Consider the following 19,894-nt stretch of genomic DNA (forward strand, 5'->3'; position numbering starts at 1 on the left):
GCAGGCCGCTCATCCGGTCATCCGGTCATTCAGCTGACTTCTTCTGTGTCAGGTCATAGAGCGTGGTGCTGCCCACGGTGACCTTCTTGTAGGTGGCCTCGATCCAGGAGGTGATCTGGGACGAGGTCCCCTGACCGCCACCCGGTCCGCCGCCCATACCGGTGCCCGAGGAGATGAAGTAGTGGATCTTGCCCTGCTTCACATACTCCTTGAACTGGGCGAGGGTCGGGGACGGGTCGCTGCCGTTGAAGCCGCCGATGGCCATCACCGGCTTCTCGGTGGCGAGCTGATAGCTCGCGGCGTTCTGGGACCCGATCGCCGCGGCCATCCAGGTGTAGTCGTCGGCGTTCTTTTCCAGCTTCGCCTTGACCTCGGCGTCGACCCGCTGGCCGTTGAGCAGTCCGCCCATGCCGCCGCCGGGACCGCCGCCTTCGCCCGTGCCGCCGCCGGGCATCATGCCCTGCCGGCCGTTCTGCCCCTGCCCCTGGCCATTGCCCTGGCCGTTCTGCTGGGACTGGCCGCCGCCCGGGAAACCACCGCCGGGGAAGCCGTTCTGGCCGCCCGGGAAACCGTTCTGACCACCCGGCATGCCCTGCTGATTGCCCTGGCCCTGGCCACCCTGCTGGCCCGTGCCCGTGCCCTGGCCCGCACCCGTGCCCGTGCCCTGACCCTGCTGGCCCGCCCCCTGGCGACCGTCCTGCATCCCCGGCGGACCACCCATCCGGCCGCCGCCGGGACCGCCACCGGGACCGCCCATGCCACCCGACACCGCCGGACCGGCGGTAATGATCGAGCCGCTCTTCGGGGTGTCGACCGTGTTGAGGGTGTACGCGACCGGTCCGGCCAGCCCCGCCGCGAGCCCGAGGCCCGCCGCGACCAGCGCCGCCTTACGGCCGAGGCGCACCGTCAGCAGCAGCCCGACCGCCGCCACCAGCCCGGCGATCAGCACCGCCCAGCGCAGCCAGGGGTACCAGTCCGGCGACCGCTCCAGCAGCACGTACGACATGGCGGCGGTGGCCGCGACCGTGACGGCCAGCACCGCGGAGGCCGCCGCCCCCGCCCGGCCGCCCTCGCTCCGCCGCTCCCACAGCAGCGCCGAGCCCATGCCCACGACCGCCGCGATGTAGGGCGCCAGGGCGATGTTGTAGTACTGGTGGAAGATCCCGGACATGAAGCTGAAGGTGGCGAACGTCATCAGCAGCGCCCCGCCCCACACCAGGAAGGCCGCGCGCCGGGTGTCGGTGCGCTTGGCCCGCCAGGTCAGCCAGATCCCGGCCGCCAGCAGGATGAACGCCGCGGGCAGCAGCCAGGCGATCTGACCGCCCATGTCGGAGTTGAAGAGCCGGCCGATCCCGGTCTCGCCCCACATGCCGCCACCGCCGCCACCGGGGCCGCCGCCGCGGCCGCCGCCCCCGACGCTGCCGGTCTCATTGCCGTTGATCCGGCCCAGACCGTTGTAGCCGAAGGTCAGCTCCAGGAAGCTGTTGTGCTGCGAACCGCCGATGTACGGGCGCGAGGACTCCGGCCACAGCTCGACGATCGCGACCCACCAGCCGCCGGAGACCACCATCGCGAGCCCCGCGAGCAGCAGCTGCCCGATCCGCCGGCCGAGCTTCGCCGGGGCGCACACCGCGTACACCACGGCGAGCGGCGGCAGGATCAGCCACGCCTGGAGCGTCTTGGTGAGGAAGCCGAAGCCGAAGCAGACCCCCGCGATCACCAGCCACTTGGTGCGGGCGTCCTCCAGCGCGCGCAGCACGCAGTAGATGGCCGAGACCATCAGCAGGCACAGCAGCGCGTCGGGGTTGTTGAAGCGGAACATCAGCGCCGCGACCGGGGTGACCGCGAGCGCCGCGCCCGCGATAAGCCCGGCGGCCGCGCTGAACCTGCGGCGGACGGCCGCGTACAGCACTCCGACGGTCGCGACGCCCATCAGCGCCTCGGGGACGAGGATCGCCCAGGAGGAGAGGCCGAAGATCCGCACCGACAGGGCCATCGGCCACAGCGCGGCCGGGGGCTTGTCGACGGTGATGGCGTTCGCGGCGTCGGAGGAGCCGAAGAAGAACGCCTTCCAGCTCTGGCTGCCCGCCTGCACGGCCGCCGAGTAGAACTGGTTGGCGTAGCCGGAGGCGCCCAGGCTCCACAGGTAGAGCACGGTGGTCACGGCCAGCAGGGCCCACAGGGCGGGCCGCGCCCAGCGCGGGTCCTCCGGCCGTCCCCGCCAGGCCCGCGCCAGACGCGAGCCGCCGGGGGCCTGCGGCCGCGCCGCCTGGCCCGCGTCCGGACCCGCGGGGGGCGTCGGGGACGGGGGTCCGGCGTCCCGGGTGCCGTAGTCGTAGGTCGTCATCGGTTGTCGTTCCTCGGGTCGTCGTCGATGGTGGCCCCGCTGTCCGACGGGAAGACCCAGGCCCGGAAGAGCAGGAAGCGCAGGATGGTCGCGGCGAGGTTCGCCGCGATCAGCACGGCCAGTTCGGTGCCGTGCGAGGCGGTGCCGGGGGCGGCGTCCAGGGCGGCCAGGGAGCCGCTGGTCAGCACGAGGCCGATGCCGAAGACGACCAGCCCCTGTGCCTGGTGGCGCATCGCACGCTCCCGGCCGCGTACGCCGAAGGTGAGCCTCCGGTTGGCCGCGGTGTTGCCGAGCGCCGACAGCAGCAGCGCCAGCGCGTTGGCCACCTGCGGGCCGGTGCCCAGCCGGAAGAGGGAGTACAGCAGCAGATAGATCAGCGTGCTCAGCGCGCCGACCACGCAGAACCCGACCAGCTGGCGGGCCAGGCCCTTCGGCACCCCGCTCAGCTCGCGGTCGCGCGGATCGTCGCCGAACGGACGGCGCACCCGGTCCAGCGGCAGCGCGCCGGTGGCCAGTGCGCGCCCCACCCGCCACACCCCCTTGAGGTCCTCGGTGGCCGTCTTCACGATGTGGACCGTGCTGTTCGGGTCGTCGACCCAGTCCACCGGCACCTCGTGGATGCGCAGCCCGGCCCGCTCGGCCAGCACCAGCATCTCGGTGTCGAAGAACCACCCGGTGTCCTCGACCATGGGCAGCAGCCGTTCGGCGACGTCCTTACGGATCGCCTTGAAACCGCACTGGGCGTCGGAGAAGCGGGCGGCCAGGCTGCCGCGCAGGATCAGGTTGTACGCCCGCGAGATGAACTCGCGCTTGGGCCCGCGCACCACGCGTGAGCTGCGCGCCAGCCGTGATCCGATCGCCAGGTCGGAGTGCCCGGAGATCAGCGGGGCGACCAGCGGCAGCAGCGCCTTGAGGTCCGTGGACAGATCGACGTCCATATAGGCGAGCACGGGCGCCTCGGACAGCGACCACACCGTGCGCAGCGCCCGCCCGCGCCCCTTCTGCTCCAGCCGGACCGCCGCCACCTCCTCGATGGTGTCGTCCAGGCGGGCCGCCAGCTCGGGGGTGCGGTCGGTGCTGGCGTTGTCGGCGATGGTGATCCGGAAGCCGTACGGAAAGGTGCGGGTCAGGTGGTCGTGCAGCCGCCGTACGCACTGTTCGAGGTCCGCTTCCTCGTTGTAGACGGGGATGACGACGTCCAGCACCGGGCGGCCGGGTACGACCGACACCGGCCCACGGGCGGGCAAGGTCTGCAGGGGGATCTCGGGCGGCGCCTCGAGAGGGGTGTGGGTTCGCATGACGTCGACGGTCGCGAGCGGCGCTGTCACGGCTGTGTGGTCAGCCTGTGACCTGCCTGTGAGTGCGTTACACCCCGGTGAACAGGCAGATGTACGCCGAAGACGGTGCGCCCGGGAACGCTGTTCACCGTCACCTGCCCGTCGTGTGCCGCCACGACCGCGTGCACGATGGCCAGGCCGAGCCCCGTGCTGCCCGCGGCGCGGGAGCGCGAGGCGTCGCCGCGCGCGAACCGTTCGAAGACGTGCGGCAGCAGCTCGGGCGGGATGCCCGGCCCGTCGTCCTCGATCTCCAGCGAGACGTACGAGGGCGGCTGCGGCGGACCGAAGACACCGGCGGCACGGGCGGCCGCGTACGGCGATCCGTACGGCGCGGCGTAGGGCGAACCGCCCTTCTTACGGTGCCCGTCGGGGCTGCCGGGATTGCCGGGCCTTCCGGGGTTGTCGGTGTTGTCGGGGTTGTCGGGGTTGTCGGGGTTGCCAGCCTCACCGGCCCCACCGGCCCCACCAGCCCCGTAGGACAGTCCGTACGGCGCCGGATACGGCGAGGCGTACGGTGCCGCCCGCGACCCGCACAGCACCCGCGCCGTGACCGTGGTGCCGGGCGGAGTGTGCGTACGGGCGTTGGCGAGAAGGTTGACCAGCACCTGGCGCAGCCGGGCGTCGTCGCCGTGCACGACCGCGGGTTCATCGGGCAGCTCCAGCCGCCAGTTGTGGTCGGAACCGACCGCCCGCGCGTCGCTGACGGCGTCGACGACCAGCGGGGACAGATCGACCTCCGCCGACTCCAGGGGCCGGCCCGCGTCGAGCCGGGCCAGCAGCAGCAGATCCTCGACCAGCCCGGTCATCCGCCCGGCCTCGGACTCGACCCGGCCGAGCGCATGCCGGGTCTCGGGCCCGATCTCCTCCCGGCCGCGCCGGGTCAGCTCGGCGTAGCCGCGGATCGAGGCCAGTGGCGTACGGAGCTCATGGCTGGCATCGGCGACGAACTGCCGTACCCGTGTCTCGCTCTCCTGACGGGCCGCGAGCGCCGACTCCACATGGCCGAGCATGCGGTTGAGCGCCGCGCCCACCTGGCCGACCTCGGTACGCGGATCGGCCTCCGAGGACGGGACGCGCTCGCGCAGCGCCACCTCACCGCTGTGCAGGGGGAGTTCGGAGACCCGGGTGGCGGTCGCGGCCACCCGCCGCAGCGGGCGCAGCGAGATGCCGACCATCGCGGCCCCGGCGATCCCGGCCGCGACCAGCCCGGCCGCGGTCACACAGACCTCGACGAGGATGAGGGTGTTGACCGTGTCCTGGGTCTGGGCGAGCGGGAAGGCGAGGATGATGCCGCCTTCCGCGTGGTCCCACTGGGCCACGGCCCGGTAGCCGCCGAGACCGGGCAGATCGACGGTGTGCACCCGGCCGTCCTGCGGGACGGTGCCGAGCGCCTTCAGCTGACCGCTGCTCAGGGAGTCCACCCGGCCCGCCACGTCGGTGTCGTCCGTCATGGGCGAGTCATTGCTCTTGCCGGACGTGGAGATATCACCGTCCTGGTCGAAACGCGCCCCGACCGTGCCGATGGGCTGACCGGGCGAGGCGACGAAGAGCACGTCGTCATGGGGCAGCTGGCGCTCCGGACCCGGCCTGCTCTGAAACCGCCCGACGGCCCCCCGCAGATCCTCGTCCACCTGGCCCTGTAGGTACGACTGCAGGGCGATGGTCGTGACGGTGGCGATCACCGCGCAGACCACCGCGATCAGCGCGACGGCCGAGACGACGAGGCGAGTGCGCAGCGACCAGGGACGGCGCCCGGCCCGCTGAGCGCGCCGGGCGTGCGCACGCCCCCGAGGCGCCGCCGGAGCGGCGGCGGGACCGGTCCCTCGAGCCGCACCGGACGCCTGCGACGCTCCGGCGGCCTCGGATGCTCCGGCTGCCTCGGGCGTCCCGACGACCTCGGGCGTACGGCGGGCCTCAGGCATCCCGACAGCCTCAGACGTACGACGGGCGACAGCCTCAGACGTACGACGGGCCTCAGGCATCCCGACAGCCTCAGACGCACGGGCAGCCTCAGCTGCCGGGGCGGCCTCTGAGCTACGGCCGGCCCCGGACGTACCGTCGTGCGGGGGCGTCGCGGAGGCCCGGGACGGCCGGGTCGGGGGGTGCACCACGGTGCCTACTCCCCGGGCTTGATCAGATACCCGGCGCCACGCCGGGTGTGGATCATCGGACTGCGCCCCGCGTCGATCTTGCGCCGCAGATACGAGATGTAGAGCTCGACGACGTTCGCCTGGCCGCCGAAGTCATAGCTCCAGACCCGGTCGAGGATCTGCGCCTTGCTGAGCACCCGGCGCGGATTGCGCATGAGGTAGCGCAGCAGCTCGAACTCGGTCGCGGTGAGGTGGATCTCCTGGCCGCCGCGCGACACCTCATGGCTGTCCTCGTCCAGGACCAGGTCGCCGACCGCCAGCACCGACTCACTGCGCGCGGCCGCCGCCCCCGACCTGCGCAGCAGGCCGCGCAGCCGGGCGACGACCTCTTCCAGGCTGAACGGCTTGGTGACGTAGTCGTCGCCGCCCGCCGTCAGCCCCGCGATCCGGTCCTCCACCGCGTCCCGCGCGGTCAGGAACAGCACCGGGACGTCGGGCAGTTCGCAACGCACCCGCCCCAGCACCGTGAGCCCGTCCATATCGGGCAGCATGACGTCCAGGACCACCGCGTCCGGGCGCATCTCCCGGGTGATCCGGATCGCCTCGGCGCCGTCGCCCGCGGTGCGCACCTCCCAGCCCTCGTAGCGCAGTGCCATCGACAGCAGGTCGGCGAGCGCCGACTCATCGTCCACAACCAGCACCCGGACGGGACTCCCGTCGGGACGCAGCAGCTCGGTACGCCCATGAGGCGAGGTCGACATCATGGACTCCACCCTCCGGGCGCGATCTGAGAGGTCTCTTTCGGCTGCCTGTGAATTACCTGAGAATCCTGTGCGGACGCCGGGCCCCGGCCGCGACGCGGAACACAGGCAGAAGGCGCGAACGACAGGCCGCAACGCGAGGACGGAATAAGAGGACGGAATAAGCAGAAGGACTCTCCGGCTTCCCCCTGTATGACTTCTCGTCCCGCACTTGGCAAGGTCGGCGTCTGGACCGCGGCCCTGAAGGCGAACTCGGTTCCATCAGAGCAGGTCAGCGAGGCAGCAGCCGAACTGGACGAGCTGGGGTACGGCGCCATCTGGCTCGGCGGCAACCCCAGCCCGGATCAGGCCGGCCTCCTCCTGGAGGCCACCTCTCGGATCACCATCGCCACCGGCATCCTCAGCATCTGGGACCACGAGGCGGCCTACGTCGCCGAGCGGCACACCGCGCTCAACGCGGCCCACGACGGCCGCTTCCTCCTCGGCCTCGGCGTGAGCCACAGCGCCATCGCCGGCGAGCGCTACCGGCGTCCGTACACGGCGATGAAGGAGTACCTGACCGCGCTGGACTCCGCCCCGGGCCCGGTCCCCGCCTCCCAGCGGGTCCTGGCCGCCCTGGGCCCCAAGATGCTGGAGCTGTCCCGGGACCGGGCGGCCGGCGCGCATCCGTACCTCGTCACCCCGGAGCACACCGGCAAGGCCCGCGACATCCTGGGCAAGGATGCCGTGCTCGCGCCGGAGCTGAAGGTCGTCCTCGACACGGACCCGGACCGCGCCCGCGCCACCGCCCGCCGCTATCTCAGCCACTACCTGGCGCTGCCCAACTACACCAAGAACTTCCAGCGGCTGGGCTTCGAGGACCAGGACTTCCTGGACGGCGGCAGCGACCGTCTCATCTCGGCCATGTTCGCCCTCGGCGACGCGGAGGTGGTCCGCGGGCGCGTCGAGGAGTTCCTGACCGCGGGCGCGGACCATGTCGCGCTCCAGGTGGTGACCGAATCGCCGATGACCGATCTGCCGCGCGCGCAGTGGCGCACCCTGGCCGAGGCGCTGCCGCTGGACAAGAGCTGACCGCTGGACGGCAGCTGACCGCCGGACAAGCCCCGAGCCCCGCCCCCTCGTCCGGCGCCGGAATGGCGCCGGACGAGCCTCACACCTCAAAGAACCCTCACACCCCGAACAGCCCTCACACCGCAAACAGCCCTCATATCCCGAACAGCCGCGCCGCGTTCCCGTAGCACACCGCGCGCAGCCACTCCTCGTCCTGGCCGATCCGCGTCAGGGCGTCCAGCGCGTGCCGGTACCCGTACGGGATGTTGGGGAAGTCGCTCCCGAACAGCACCCGGTCCCCCAGGGCGGCCAGCCTGCCCCGTTCCGCCCGCGGAAACGGCCACTGGCTCTCGGTGAAGTCGGTGAAGACCATCGTGGTGTCCAGGTGCACGCCTTCGTACCGCTCCGCCAGTCCCAGGAAGTCCGCGTACTCCGGCAGCCCCATGTGCGCGATGATCAGGCGCAGTCGAGGATGGCGGGCCAGCACCCGCGCCACCGGCTCCGGGCCGGTGTACTTGCCCGGCTCGGGCCCCGAGCCACAGTGGATGACCACAGGCGTTCCGCTCTCGGCGAGCGTGCCCCACACCGGCTCGAGCAGCGCGTCGCCCGGGTCGTACGCCCCCACCTGCACATGCGCCTTGAACACCCGCGCCCCGGCGTCGATCGCCGCCCGCACATACCCCTCCACACCGGGCTCGGGGAAGAAGGTCGCGGTGTGCAGACAGTCGGGCGTACGGGCGGCAAAGTCGGCGGACCAGTCGTTCAGCCACCGCGCCATGTCCGGCTTGTGGGGATACAGCATCGAGGTGAAGGCCCGCACCCCGAACGCCCGCAGCAGCGCGAGCCGTTCGGCCTCCTCCTCGCGGTAGGTGATGGGCCAGCGGGGCTCGACGGCGTCGAAGTAGGCCCAGACCTTGTCCAGGACGCGCTGGGGCATGAAGTGGGTGTGCACATCGATGAGTCCGGGCAGCCCGAGCTCCTGCCAGAACCGCTGCACCGACACCACGGCGGGATCGCTCATGCGGTCACGGTAGTTGCCCCGGGCGTATTGCTACAGCCTCGTCTCAGGCGCGCTGCGGCTTGATCACGGCCGCGACCAGCGATTTTGTCACGGCCATGATGATCTACGGCAGCAAGATCATCGCTACCGGAACCGACAAGGTGAACCGACACTCCGTGACCGACGTACCCATCTGAGGCGACCGCCGCCCTTCCGACGTCGTCACCGACCACCACCACGGGGGACGCCCATGCCCAACCACCCGCCACGCACCGCCCGGTCCGGGACCGCTCTGCTCTGCGCTCTCGGTGTCACCCTCCTCGGCCTCGCCACCGCCGGCTGCGAGGACGACACCGCCGCCGCGTCCGGCCGACAGCAGTCCGACGCGACCCGCGCCGATGTGGCGGCCGACAGCGACGGCGGCAGGACGCTGCCGCTCGGCGAACCCACGTCGATCACCTACAAGAGCGGCTCGGACCATATGCGCGGCGCCCTGCGGGTCACGGCGGTGAGCGTGCGCAAGGGAGACCATGCCGAACTGAGGACGGCGGGTGCGGAACCGTCCGACGTGCGGACGACCCAGCCGTACTACGTCACCATGGCCTTCGAGAACATCGGCGAGAACTCCCTCCACTACCCCTTCCTCAACACCCCCACTGGTCTGGAGGACACCAGCGGCGTGGACGACCAGCCGCTGATCGCCGCCGACACCGAGGTGGCGGCGTGCCCGGGGAAGGACCCGGACGACTTCGCGGCGGGGGCGAAGGTCTCCCTGTGCAAGGTGTTCCTGGTGCCGAACGGCGCGCGGCCGTCGCGTGTGACATACAGCACGGGCGATGCCACCAAGCGGCCGGTGAGCTGGAAGGTCACGCGCTGACGAGGCACGGACGGCGTAGCCACGGAACGGCGCAACGACGAAACGGCGTAACGACGGAACGACCGAGGGCCCGGCACTCAAGAAGTGCCGGGCCCTCGATATCCAAGTAGCGGGGACAGGATTTGAACCTGCGACCTCTGGGTTATGAGCCCAGCGAGCTACCGAGCTGCTCCACCCCGCGTCGGTAGGTGTAACCGTACGTCATTCTCCCCGCTAAGGGAAATCCACCGTCTCCACACCGGTTACTTTGCAACGGCTCGGTCCCGTCCCCGCTGCGAACGGATCTTTCTCGCCGCTGCCACCGTCTGTCCTGCTCATGATGAACGGCAGCACCACTCACCAGCACAAACGACAACCACTCAACGGGGACCGACCATGCGCGACCACACGACCCACACGACGACCGGCACCGCCCGCACCGCCCGTGCCCGGCGTACGCGCGCCGCCGCGGCACTCGCCTGCGCGACCGCCGTCGCCCTCCTGGCCACGGCGTGCAACGACGACGCCGCCCAGGACGCGGGCGGCAGCGAGTCGCCCGCCGCGACCCAGAAGCCGTCGGCCTCGGCGAGCAAAGGTGCGGACAAGGCAGACAAGACGGACAAGGCGGTCGACAGCGACACCGGCAAGACGCTCGCGCTCGGCGAGACCACCGCCCTCACCTACAAGCGCTCCAACAAGGCGGCCACCCTGGAGATCGCGACGAAGAGCGTCCAGAAGGGCTCACCGGCCGATCTGGCCGATCTGAACATGGACGCCGACGCGAAGGCGATGCAGCCGTACTACGTCACGATGTCCTTCAAGAACATCGGCGACCAGGCGCTCCACTACCCCTTCCTCAGCACCCCCATGGCCCTGCGCGACAGCCAGGGCAACCCGGGGAAGGTCCTCATCACCTCGGGCGACGCGGTGCCGCAGTGCGAGGACGAGGACCCGGACGACTTCGCGGTGGGTGCGAGCACCACCCTGTGCAAGATCGTCCTGCTGCCGAAGGGCCAGACCCCGTCCGTGGCGCTCTACAACGGCGACTTCGACAAGGAGCCGGTGTACTGGAAGGCCACGCAGAGCTGACCCCGACCGGGGTGGCCGGCCGCCCACCGGCCGGCCACCCCGGCACGAAGATCAGCGCATGCGACGAACACCGCATACCGCCGTCAGGCCCGGTAGACCAGCAGATACCGCCAGAACAGCAGCCGGCGCAGCGTCGAGCCGGGCAGCAGGCGGGCGGATTCGGCGCGGGTTTCGGCGTACGTCAGCGGCGGCGGCCAGACGAGCGGCACGTGGACGGACCCAGCGACGTGCCGACGCCTGCTCAGCAGCCGCTCCCCCTTCAGAAGGGTCCGCGCCGGTAAAGCACACAGGAAGTCGGTCGCCGTCCTGACCGGATAGAGCCCCAGCACCGCGAGCACCCCGCCCGGCGCGAGCGCCTTTCGCAACATCAGCACCGTGTCGAACGGCATGTGGTGAAGGCTGGCGTTGCACGAGATGAAGTCGTAGCGCCCCTCCGGCAACGCCGCCTCGCGTACATCGACCTGCCGGTATCGAGGGCCACCCCCGGCCGCGCGGGCCGCCTCGATCACACCCGCATCGGCGTCCACCCCCTCGACCTCCAGCCCCCGCTCCGCCAGCAACCGCGCGAACCGCCCCGTCCCACACCCCACGTCCAGCGCCACCAGCGCCCCGTCCGGCACCTGTTTCAGCAGCAGCGGATGGTAGTGATCGTTGAAGTTCACACCCATGCGAACCACCTACCCACCACCACTACGCGACTGAACGGCCCACCTCGGCCACGTCAGCCGACTCGTGAACCACTCCACATCCCATCACTCTGCGGATATGCCTGCGGATATGCGCGTACCGGCGAGTAGCTCCATCAACATTCCACTATTCCAAGCGGGTTGGAGCTCGGAGGAAACCGCCGAAAAATCCCTCCCGAGAGGGAGAACGCGGGAGTCCACGAGCGGAATCCCTACCGTGAGGGATTTTTCTATCTGCGCAGACTGTTACCTAGTCACTGCTGAAAGCGGCTTTGGAAAGGTCTCACTCAGCATTGCCGGGCGCTCCCCAAGGGTGGCTCCCTCGGGGTCCCGGCACCTCATATGGCCTCGCCCTGTCCGGGCGGGGCCATCCTCTTGCCTGATCAGAGCCATCTTGCCTGATCAGAGGCATCCGTAAGGCGATCAGCGAGCCGTAGTCCCCGCTGCCCAATCCATGCCTTACCCCTGTGGAATATGCGGCGTGACGTTCTTCCCAAACCGGAGGGATTCCCTCTGGCTGGGCTTTAGTTGGACCTCTGCCCCACGTCCGATACGCTCTGTCGTCAACTGGTCATCGAGGACCCTTAGCCGGGGTTTTCCCGCGCGGCCGGCCGACAAGTTGAGAGACCTTTCCATTTCACCACGTCGTCGCGGTCGAGTGCTTCCTGGTGCTCGACCGCACGTTCGTCGACGCTTCCTCTGGAGAACCGTTGTTCAGCGTCACGCCGCTCGATGCGGTCTTACTCATCTTCATGATCGCGCTGATAGCCGCTTGCTACGCGATTCGCCGACTGGAGAACAAGCCCGCCCGCGTCGCCACCGTCATCCTCGCGCTCGCCGCCCTGGTGGGTGCGCTGGTACCCGTCGTCAGGCTCCTCACCGAGGGAGCCGAACCCCTTTCCACACCAGTCGTCGCCCCGTCCGTCCCCGACGAAGCCACACCCCCCGCGGCGCTCGCGCCGCCTTCCCTCCGGACTCCGGCGCGTACGGCCAGGGAGGGGATGTGACGAGCCCGCACTGGGGAGAAGCGGAGACCACCGTACGGTCGCCCGGCGCCGACACGATCCGGACCTACTTCGACCGGTACGCCTTGCCCAAGGAGACGATCGCCGCCCTCGAGGACGCCTGCCACAGGCGGACCTACCCCCGCGGCAGCAGCTTCTTCTCCAGCGGCGGCCGTTACGTTCGCTTCATGGTCCGCGGGTGTGTCTCCGAGCACACTCCATCCGGCGAGACCCGGCTGTGGGGCAGCCACGCCGTCATCGGGGACCTGTACGTCGGCCGCCGGTTCATGAAGGGCGGCCGGCTGAAGCCGGCTCGTGGGCGCGGCAGGTTCCTGTCCGACACGGAGGCGATCGTCATCGGTACCGGAGCTCTGCACTCCATGGCGCTCCACGACCCCGCCGTGATGCGCGTGATCAACGCCGTCAACATGGAACGGAACGCGGTGCTGGAGGAGGTGTACGCGGTGAGCCGGAAGTCCCCGAGGGCCCGCGTGGCCATGCTCCTCGACTACCTCCTCGACGGCCGAGGGACGAAACGGTACAAAGTGGTCAGAAAGACGGAGGGCGACGGGAAGGTCATCGTCACCGGCTTTGACAGATCCCTGGCTATTGAGGGGCCTTCCCAGTCCCAGATCGCCGAGGCCCTGGCCCTCGGACGGGCCACCGTCGAGAAGGTCATCGCATCCCTGCGCAAGGAAGGCGTTCTCGCGACCCCGACGCCGGGCCTGCGCACCAACCGCTATTACGAGGTCGGGGACCGCGACAGGCTGAAGGAGATCGCCCTGGGGGCGTGACTCCGGCACCAGCCGCCCCGACATCGACACAGCGGGGCGCTCCCGGGCATCCGCCGGGGAGCGCCCCCGCGCTCCGCAAGCACTCCACAAGCACTCTACAGCGCTCTGCAGGCCAAGCCGTGCGCAGGCACCCAAAGCCTCGTAGACGGTCAGCGACCAACGGACCGATATCCGGTCCAACCGGGTGATACCGCTCGCGAACGGGTGATTCAGGTGGTTTCCGTATGACCAGGTGGAAGGAAGAAAGAGGCATTCATGCGCGAACAAGACGCATGAGCCCCCAGGGAGGAAACATGCCGATACCCGCGAGCGCGCTCATGCGCGGCGGCACGGTACTGGTCACCGCCGCGGCGACCGTCGCCATGCTGGCCGCCCCTGCCCACACCACCGAAGCCGAAGCCCGGGACGGGGGGACACGCGGCGGCGGGGAGGCCGAGACCAGGCAGATCGCGTCCTCGGTCCTGGACGCGGACCAGAACGTCAAGTTCACCCTGACCGCCATCCGGTCCACCGCCGACCCGCTGAGGGCCTCCGTCCGCCTGAAGGCATTCGCCCGTCAACACGGCCGGCTCGTAGAGACGGACGAGGTGCGGGTCGGCCCGGTGGACCGCTTCTTCTGGTTCCCGGTCACCGGAAAGGGGGCGATCTGCGAGTTCTCGACGGCGAGCACCAACCCCGCGCCCATCACCGTAAGCCTGCTGATCACCCCGGCGATCGGCTGCTCGCCGCCTGAGCACTTCGAGCTACAGGACGGGAAGTTCGAGGCCGACGGCCGCAGCGCACGGACCCCGCACGGCGGAGTGAGCACCGGCGGTGGCGGCATGGCCGGACGGACCGCCGACACGACGGCAACAGACCGGACGACGATCACGGCGGGACCGGCGACCTGACCGACGCCTGACCGCCCCCTGCCCGACCCCTGACCGGAGCGCGCGGCGGTGGCCGTCGAGCCCTCCGCCACCGGGTCACACCAGAGGCCCCTCCCACCCATGGCAGGGGCCTCCCCTCCGCTTCGTCTCCGCCACCGCCGCATCGCCGGCGCTGGTTTCGGTCACGCCCGCAATGCGTCGATCGCGGTGTCGATCGCGGCCAGGGCCGCGGTCCTGTCGAGACCCGCCCTCGATACGAGCGAGAGGCCCTGGACGATGTACAGCAGCAGCTGGGCTTGGGCCTCGGGGTGGGCGTTGTCGGTGACTTCTCCGGCGGCCTGTCCGCGGCGGAGTGCGTCGGTGACGATGTCGGTGAACCGACGATATGAGCGGGTGACGACTTCTGTGGCTTCGCTGTCGCGGGGTACGAGTTCGGCGGTGGTGTTGCCGACCAGGCAGCCGTGCGGTTCGCCCACGTCGGAGATCAGTTCGTCCAGGCGTGCCGGGTGGGTCAGGATCTCGCGAAGCGCCGGCAGCAGTGGAGAGGTGTCGAGTGCGGTGATCAGGTGCCGCTCGTACACATCCCAGTAGAGCCTGACGGCGTCGAGGTAGAAGCGGCGCTTGTCCCCGAACGTTCCGTAGAGGCTGCCGCGTTCGACGGCCAGCGCGTCGACCAGGTCTTGGATCGATGTCGCCCCGTATCCCCGGGACCAGAACAGCTCAAGTGCGCGGGCCAGCGTCTGGTCCTTGTCGAACTCGCGGGGGCGTCCGGTTCGTGCCACGTGTCCGACGCTACAACTTCTTGACACAGCGTTCAAGAAGTCATAGCTTCCCTCACGTTACTTTTTGAACGGTCGCACAGAAGTCGACTGGACACTTGCCTGGCGCGAAGGGCGAAGCAATGGAGTTTGCGGGAAAGACGGCACTCATCACCGGATCCGGCGCGATCGGCGGACTCGGGCACGCGACGGCCAAGGTTCTGGCCGCGGGGGGAGCCGACCTGATCATCACCGGCACCGATCCGGAGCGCGGTGCCCAGGTCGTGGATGACCTTCACGCGGTCGGTGGCGAGTCCACCGGGACGGTGCGTTTCGTCGCAGCGGATCTGGCCGACCCCGCGGCCGTGCAACAGCTGGCCGATGACGCCGGAGCCGTGGACATATTGATCAACAATGCGAGTGTCGTCACATTCGGCCCGACCACCGAGCAGGACATCGCGAGCTACGACGCCGCCTTTGCGGTCAATGTGCGTGCGCCGTTCCTGCTCACCGCGCTGCTCGCGACCAAAATGGCCGCCAACGGCGGCGGCAGCATCGTCAACGTCAGCTCTACCGCGGCCGGCCTCGGCATGCCGGGAATGGCTGTTTACGGCGCCACCAAGGCGGCGATCGAATCGTTGACTCGCACCTGGGCGGCAGAGTTCGCCCCGTCGAATGTGCGGGTCAACGCCGTCGCTCCGGGCCCGATGCGCACCTCGAAGGTGGTCGCGGCGATGGGCCCGGACATGGGTGGTATGGGCCTGACCACCGCGCTCAAGCGCACCTCTGACCCGGCCGAAGTGGCACACGTGGTCGCCTTCCTCGCCAGCGACCGAGCCAGTTACATGACCGGGGCGATCGTGGCCGCTGACGGTGGCCGAACCGCAATCTGAGGCAGGTCGGCTACCGGCCGAATAGTGCCCCGTGCTGACGGGCACCGCCCGTCAGCGTTGTCGAACCACGCGCCTTGGCGCCAAGTGAGGAGCAAGAGTTATGGGTCGCCTTGAGGGAAAGCACGCACTGATCACAGGGGGGACGAGCGGCATTGGGCTTGAGACGGCCCGTGAGTTCCTCGCCGAGGGAGCGTCTGTCGCGATCACCGGCCGCTCACAGGAAAGATTGGACGAGGCCGCCCGGCAATTGGAGGGCCCGCTGCTGACCATCGTCAGCGACGCCGGCGACGTACCCGGCCAAGCGGCGCTCGCATCACGGCTACAGGCGGAATGGCCAAAGCTCGACATCCTGATGAGCAACGCCGCCGACACCACCCACCTCCCGATCGAGGAATGGACCGAGGAGGCATTCGACAGACTCCTCGCGACCAATCTCAAAGCGCCATTCTTCCTGATCAGAGATCTGTTGCCGCTCTTCTCGCAGCAATCCTCGATCATTCTCGTCGGTTCGGTTTCCGCTTATATCGGACACGACAATGCGACGGTCTACGGTGCGGCCAAGGCGGGCCTGCTGTCCTACACTCGCGGACTGACCCACGAGTTGAAGGATCGGGGCATCCGGGTCAACGGACTGAGCCCGGGACCGACTGTCACCAACGCGTTCAAGGCGCTTGGTTCCGAGCGCGAAGCCGCCATCCACGAGGAACTTCGGCGGACCGTGCCCCTCCATCGCCTAGGGACCACCACCGAGATGGCGAAGGCAGCTGTCTATCTCGCCTCGGACGAGTCCGCCTACACCGTCGGCACCGTGCTGCGCGTTGATGGCGGCATCGGGGAGCTTGCGTACTAGGCCGCTGTGAGACGTAGGCGGCCACCTTCTGATTCGATCAGTTCACCGTCGCCCAGAACCGCGATCTCGCGGACGCCGAACTGATCACCCAGCCGAGTTCTCGTTCACCACCGGCCTCGGACGCCACGATGAGCACAGCCCCTCGACGCGCGCCCTTGACCGCGCGGTGAGGGCGCCGGCGGTGCCCCACCGGGGCACAGGCTCGTTGCTGCCCTCGGGCCCGTCGAGACGGATCACGGCGTGGGCGCAACGATCTTGTCTTCACCTGAATCTCCGGCATACCCGCGCCTCCCTGCTCCACGGGCAGGGAGGCGACGCCCGCATGATCAGGGACGGAGCCCGGGGAGCGGTCTGACCGAGCCGCGCGGCGGTTGCCGTCACCGTTGCTGTCGTCCCATACGCCAGAGGCCCCTTCCGATGATCGGAAGGGGCCTCTGAGCTGCTGCGCGCTCGGCAGGATTCGAACCTGCAACCTCTTGATCCGTAGGTTCGGGCAGGGGCCTGGTACGGGTCTCGGTGGCGGTCCGGCCTGGTGTCCCGGGGAGGCCACTGACGGGCGCCATGTGCCGTCGTTGCCGTCACAGTTGCCGTCAGCGACTCAAGCATCAACAAGCAAGCTGGTCCTCAGCAACCCGGTAAGGCACGGCGCCTCGCCACCGTTCCAATCTCCGCCCCGTTCTGGCCCGAACAGTCGCCCCCCGACCACACTCCCGACCAACAGGGGGGCCTTCAGAGGCTCTAAGACTCTCACTCTGGCACCGCCCCCGAAGAACAGACCTCAACATCGTTGCTTGCCGAGCACAATAAGAGTGACTGCCCCTCGTGTGCCCACGATGTTGGCAGGAGACCATGTGGGCTGCAGTCTCGGGACACCTGGACGACCCACCGACTTGGTGACAATGACCCGTCACCAGCAGACCGAGCGAGGTGAGAGGCATCTCCGTAGTTGAAGAGTACTGGTCCGGCGTGCTGCGTCGGCTCCAGGCAGAAGTGGACATCTTCAACAAACTGATCAAGCACTGGGGAGAGCGAGGAAGGGAAAATGAACTCTCCCTTGCGCGACTTTTAGAGAATCTAATTCCTCGACACTACGGCGTCGGATCCGGCATGGTCATCGATTGTCACGACAAATACTCTCAGCAGACTGACATTGTTGTCTTTGATCAAGCAGATGAACCAGCTTTTCTCGCCCAAAGCAATCAGGTATTGTTCCCCGTCGAAAACGTGCGTGCATGCATCGAGGTAAAGACTACGGTAAACAAGGAAGAGTTAAAAGAATCCGGCAGTAAAAGAGCATCGCTACACAAACTAACACCGATGCAAGGGAAGCATCCGTTGTTTCACTTCGTCGGCTATAAGCCAGGGCAGTACCCCGATACCATATCAAGACATCTTCGAGCCTTGGAGGACACCCAGAAGCCCGATCTGTTCTGCGTGGTCGATATTGGGATGATTGGCGGTCGGAAGGATTTACTTCAGCCCGTATTCGGCGACACCCTCGTAGGTACCGATGATTATGTTATCGCCATGACCTGTCTTCACGCGCGAGATGCAAGCGGACAACGTCAGCTAGGCGTCTATAAGGAGCCACCGGAAGATTTCACCGAACCAAGGATTCTACACGACGGCGGAAGCTATCCGATTGTTGCGCTCGGGCGAGATTGGAAAGTCGCCGAGCCTTCTCGCTCTCTGCTCATATTTTGCGCGTGTTTGGTCCATACGCTTGCTGTCCACGACGGAAAACCACCGCCAGCATCAAGTCACTATCTCTCAGGCGCAACGCTCGACATCGTAGAGATCTAGAGCAAAAGGTGCGCAAGACCAGCATGCTGTTCCAGATAATTAGCCATTGGTATTCGCTCCCAGCTAAAATGGATGCATAACTGGGCGACGCTTGGCCGCAATGGACTATCCGAAACATCATCACTGACTACGTAGAATGGTGCGCTCTCCTGCTCACATCTCCTCCCTAACGCCATCACGTCTACGATGCTCGGCTCGCTGCCATCTACGTTCGACACCCCCTCTTCATATCCTAATTCCAGCTGCAGCTTACGCATAAGCCAAATCTTGTGCCCTATCTCAGGCACAAAGGACCGCAGCAAGGGGTTAACCCCCTGGGACCAATAGGCAACTGGCTCATCTCTGGCCCAGGTCGTCAGATCTTTTACAACTGCGCGCGGGAATATCAGCGATCCGCTCTCGACAAGCGGGGTTAGCGCGTAGAAGAGGTCTGACATATTGTCCTTATCGACACACTCATTCACTGCCATGAGCGCAGTCGAGTCACAAATATATCTGGCCTCCACCGCCTACCCTTCGACGCCTGACTGCGAGAGAACACGCAAGTCCGCTAATTCAGACCGCGATACATTCAGGATGTCGAGCACTTGTGTTTCGGGAAGAATTCTTGATTCTGCGGCTTCAAGAAGCGATCCCACATAATGCTGGCCGTAGGTCTGCAAACGCACCCGGGCACGATTCTGAGGGCGATCCGGATCTGGCCGACCGCCATTACCCCGCTTCTCCAGACTTCGACTGACTGAGGAGTACAGTCCCGGGCTAGCCAGTCCAAGTTTTTCTAGCCGTAGAGCAACGGCCAGAAGGCTGACCTTGTAGCGTCCGCGGAGCGCCGAAACTTGGCCTAAGGACGAGATCTTTTCTGCTCCGAATTTTTCGCCAACGTAACGACGGAAATCCGCCTCCGGAATCAGGAAAGATGCCGCAACTTCGTTACACCACCTCTCCACTCCCTCATCATTTCGCACCAGACACAAAGAATCATCATGGATAGCAAGGTGGGCGAGTTCATGAATGTAGGAGAAGAGACGCGCTCGGTAGTGCTCCTTGGTGTTTATCGCCATCACGGGAGCGATCGGATGCGGCAGAGAGAATCCGCGCACCGAAGTTTCCGCATCAAATGACAGATGAAGGACGGTCAAGCCACAATCCTGCAAACGCTGACGGAGAATCTGGCTCGTGCGCGCGTCCGTGTTCTGAGTCTGGATCTGCAGCGTCCAAGAAAGCCATTCGGAAAGTGATTTAGCTACCTTCTCTGCTGATTGACGAGTGTCAGCTTGAGGGATCACCGGGGATGCCTCGGGTAACTTTTCACTAATCCACGAAACTACAGCTTGCACCCTCTGAGCTAAGCGTAGCTGTTGAGAGATCTTCGGATCCGGGGAAAGCCACTCACCCTGTCCGTAGTTCGTTCGAAAGGCCGCGGCGGCTGGAGAAGTCTTGGGGGGGCGAGCCAGAAAGAAGAAGCTCTCAGGACGGCCTAAAATTTTGGCCAGTTGCCTGAACTGACCCGTTGATGGATATGTCTTCTCAGCTTCCCACTCCGCCACAGCGGCAGTTGAGGCACCGAGAGCCTCAGCTAGAGCGCCAAGAGACAAGCCTGCGTCGGCTCGCGCCCAGGCTAAGACGGAGCCAGTCAGGGGAACCGGTTTGACTGCCACACAGCTAGTGTTCCATCGATGAGCTCTGTGTACACGCCTTCGGCACGCA

Annotated in this window: 17 protein-coding genes and 1 tRNA gene; 9 read left to right on the plus strand and 9 right to left on the minus strand. The window is 67.5% G+C overall.

The genetic code is table 11. The features are described 5' to 3' along the window. Nucleotides 1-25: 25 nt before the first annotated feature. The 4 genes from PS467_RS20615 to PS467_RS20630 all read right to left on the minus strand — a co-directional run bounded on the left by PS467_RS20615 (nt 26) and on the right by PS467_RS20630 (nt 6,538). Nucleotides 26-2,347, minus strand: a complete 2,322-nt coding sequence (locus PS467_RS20615) for an ArnT family glycosyltransferase (RefSeq protein WP_311036513.1) — start codon at nt 2,345-2,347, stop codon at nt 26-28. Further along, entirely contained in the window at nt 2,344-3,645 is a 1,302-nt protein-coding gene (locus tag PS467_RS20620; RefSeq protein ID WP_311036514.1) for a bifunctional glycosyltransferase family 2/GtrA family protein, read from the minus strand. Before PS467_RS20620 ends, PS467_RS20615 begins: the two co-directional genes overlap by 4 nt. 26 nt (nt 3,646-3,671) lie before the next feature. Further along, nucleotides 3,672-5,606, minus strand: coding sequence for a sensor histidine kinase (locus PS467_RS20625; protein WP_311036515.1), 1,935 nt, complete (start codon nt 5,604-5,606; stop codon nt 3,672-3,674). 194 nt (nt 5,607-5,800) lie between these two features. After that, nucleotides 5,801-6,538: a response regulator transcription factor gene (locus PS467_RS20630; RefSeq protein ID WP_311036516.1), complete on the minus strand. Its 738-nt coding sequence runs from the start codon at nt 6,536-6,538 to the stop codon at nt 5,801-5,803. Between the two features lie 189 nt (nt 6,539-6,727). Here PS467_RS20630 and PS467_RS20635 point away from each other — a divergent pair, with 189 nt between their 5' ends. After that, nucleotides 6,728-7,606, plus strand: coding sequence for an LLM class F420-dependent oxidoreductase (locus PS467_RS20635; protein ID WP_311036517.1), 879 nt, complete (start codon nt 6,728-6,730; stop codon nt 7,604-7,606). 133 nt (nt 7,607-7,739) lie between these two features. Here PS467_RS20635 and PS467_RS20640 read toward each other — a convergent pair whose 3' ends face one another. Continuing rightward, complete coding sequence (locus PS467_RS20640) at nt 7,740-8,606, minus strand: amidohydrolase family protein (RefSeq protein WP_311036518.1); 867 nt, start codon at nt 8,604-8,606, stop codon at nt 7,740-7,742. Nucleotides 8,607-8,835: 229 nt separating this feature from the next. On the opposite strand from PS467_RS20640, the gene PS467_RS20645 reads away from it, so the two are divergent. Continuing rightward, nucleotides 8,836-9,462 (plus strand): hypothetical protein, encoded by a 627-nt coding sequence (locus tag PS467_RS20645; RefSeq protein WP_311036519.1) that lies wholly within the window; start codon nt 8,836-8,838, stop codon nt 9,460-9,462. Nucleotides 9,463-9,569: 107 nt separating this feature from the next. On the opposite strand, the gene PS467_RS20650 is transcribed toward PS467_RS20645, so the two are convergent. Next, nucleotides 9,570-9,643 (minus strand) — tRNA-Met (locus PS467_RS20650). Between the two features lie 194 nt (nt 9,644-9,837). Between PS467_RS20650 and PS467_RS20655 the strand changes: the two genes are divergently transcribed. Beyond that, nucleotides 9,838-10,530 (plus strand): hypothetical protein, encoded by a 693-nt coding sequence (locus tag PS467_RS20655; protein ID WP_311036520.1) that lies wholly within the window; start codon nt 9,838-9,840, stop codon nt 10,528-10,530. A gap of 83 nt (nt 10,531-10,613) precedes the next feature. Here the strand turns inward: PS467_RS20655 and PS467_RS20660 are convergent, their stop codons facing one another. Continuing rightward, nucleotides 10,614-11,198 (minus strand): class I SAM-dependent methyltransferase, encoded by a 585-nt coding sequence (locus tag PS467_RS20660; RefSeq protein WP_311036521.1) that lies wholly within the window; start codon nt 11,196-11,198, stop codon nt 10,614-10,616. A 686-nt stretch (nt 11,199-11,884) separates the two neighbouring features. On the opposite strand from PS467_RS20660, the gene PS467_RS20665 reads away from it, so the two are divergent. The 3 genes from PS467_RS20665 (at nt 11,885) to PS467_RS20675 (ending at nt 13,904) form a co-directional block, all read left to right on the plus strand. Continuing rightward, entirely contained in the window at nt 11,885-12,223 is a 339-nt protein-coding gene (locus PS467_RS20665; RefSeq protein ID WP_311036522.1) for a hypothetical protein, read from the plus strand. Beyond that, entirely contained in the window at nt 12,220-13,014 is a 795-nt protein-coding gene (locus PS467_RS20670; RefSeq protein WP_311036523.1) for a Crp/Fnr family transcriptional regulator, read from the plus strand. The genes PS467_RS20665 and PS467_RS20670 overlap by 4 nt, the downstream gene beginning before the upstream one ends. A gap of 293 nt (nt 13,015-13,307) precedes the next feature. Further along, nucleotides 13,308-13,904: a hypothetical protein gene (locus PS467_RS20675; RefSeq protein ID WP_311036524.1), complete on the plus strand. Its 597-nt coding sequence runs from the start codon at nt 13,308-13,310 to the stop codon at nt 13,902-13,904. Nucleotides 13,905-14,065: 161 nt separating this feature from the next. Here PS467_RS20675 and PS467_RS20680 read toward each other — a convergent pair whose 3' ends face one another. Next, nucleotides 14,066-14,665 carry a TetR/AcrR family transcriptional regulator gene (locus tag PS467_RS20680; RefSeq protein ID WP_311036525.1) on the minus strand — a complete coding sequence of 200 codons (600 nt, stop codon included), beginning with the start codon at nt 14,663-14,665 and terminating at the stop codon, nt 14,066-14,068. A gap of 119 nt (nt 14,666-14,784) precedes the next feature. On the opposite strand from PS467_RS20680, the gene PS467_RS20685 reads away from it, so the two are divergent. The 3 genes from PS467_RS20685 (at nt 14,785) to PS467_RS20695 (ending at nt 18,187) form a co-directional block, all read left to right on the plus strand. Beyond that, nucleotides 14,785-15,534 carry an SDR family NAD(P)-dependent oxidoreductase gene (locus PS467_RS20685; RefSeq protein ID WP_311036526.1) on the plus strand — a complete coding sequence of 250 codons (750 nt, stop codon included), beginning with the start codon at nt 14,785-14,787 and terminating at the stop codon, nt 15,532-15,534. A 100-nt stretch (nt 15,535-15,634) separates the two neighbouring features. Next, nucleotides 15,635-16,384 carry an SDR family oxidoreductase gene (locus PS467_RS20690; protein ID WP_311036527.1) on the plus strand — a complete coding sequence of 250 codons (750 nt, stop codon included), beginning with the start codon at nt 15,635-15,637 and terminating at the stop codon, nt 16,382-16,384. Between the two features lie 927 nt (nt 16,385-17,311). After that, nucleotides 17,312-18,187: a DUF6602 domain-containing protein gene (locus tag PS467_RS20695; protein WP_159398931.1), complete on the plus strand. Its 876-nt coding sequence runs from the start codon at nt 17,312-17,314 to the stop codon at nt 18,185-18,187. A gap of 509 nt (nt 18,188-18,696) precedes the next feature. Here PS467_RS20695 and PS467_RS20700 read toward each other — a convergent pair. Next, the gene (locus PS467_RS20700) at nt 18,697-19,845 is read right to left on the minus strand and encodes an ImmA/IrrE family metallo-endopeptidase (RefSeq protein ID WP_311036528.1); all 1,149 of its coding nucleotides are present in this window, start codon (nt 19,843-19,845) and stop codon (nt 18,697-18,699) included. Nucleotides 19,846-19,894: the final 49 nt, after the last annotated feature.

This window comes from Streptomyces luomodiensis (assembly GCF_031679605.1).
GTDB lineage: Bacteria > Actinomycetota > Actinomycetes > Streptomycetales > Streptomycetaceae > Streptomyces > Streptomyces luomodiensis.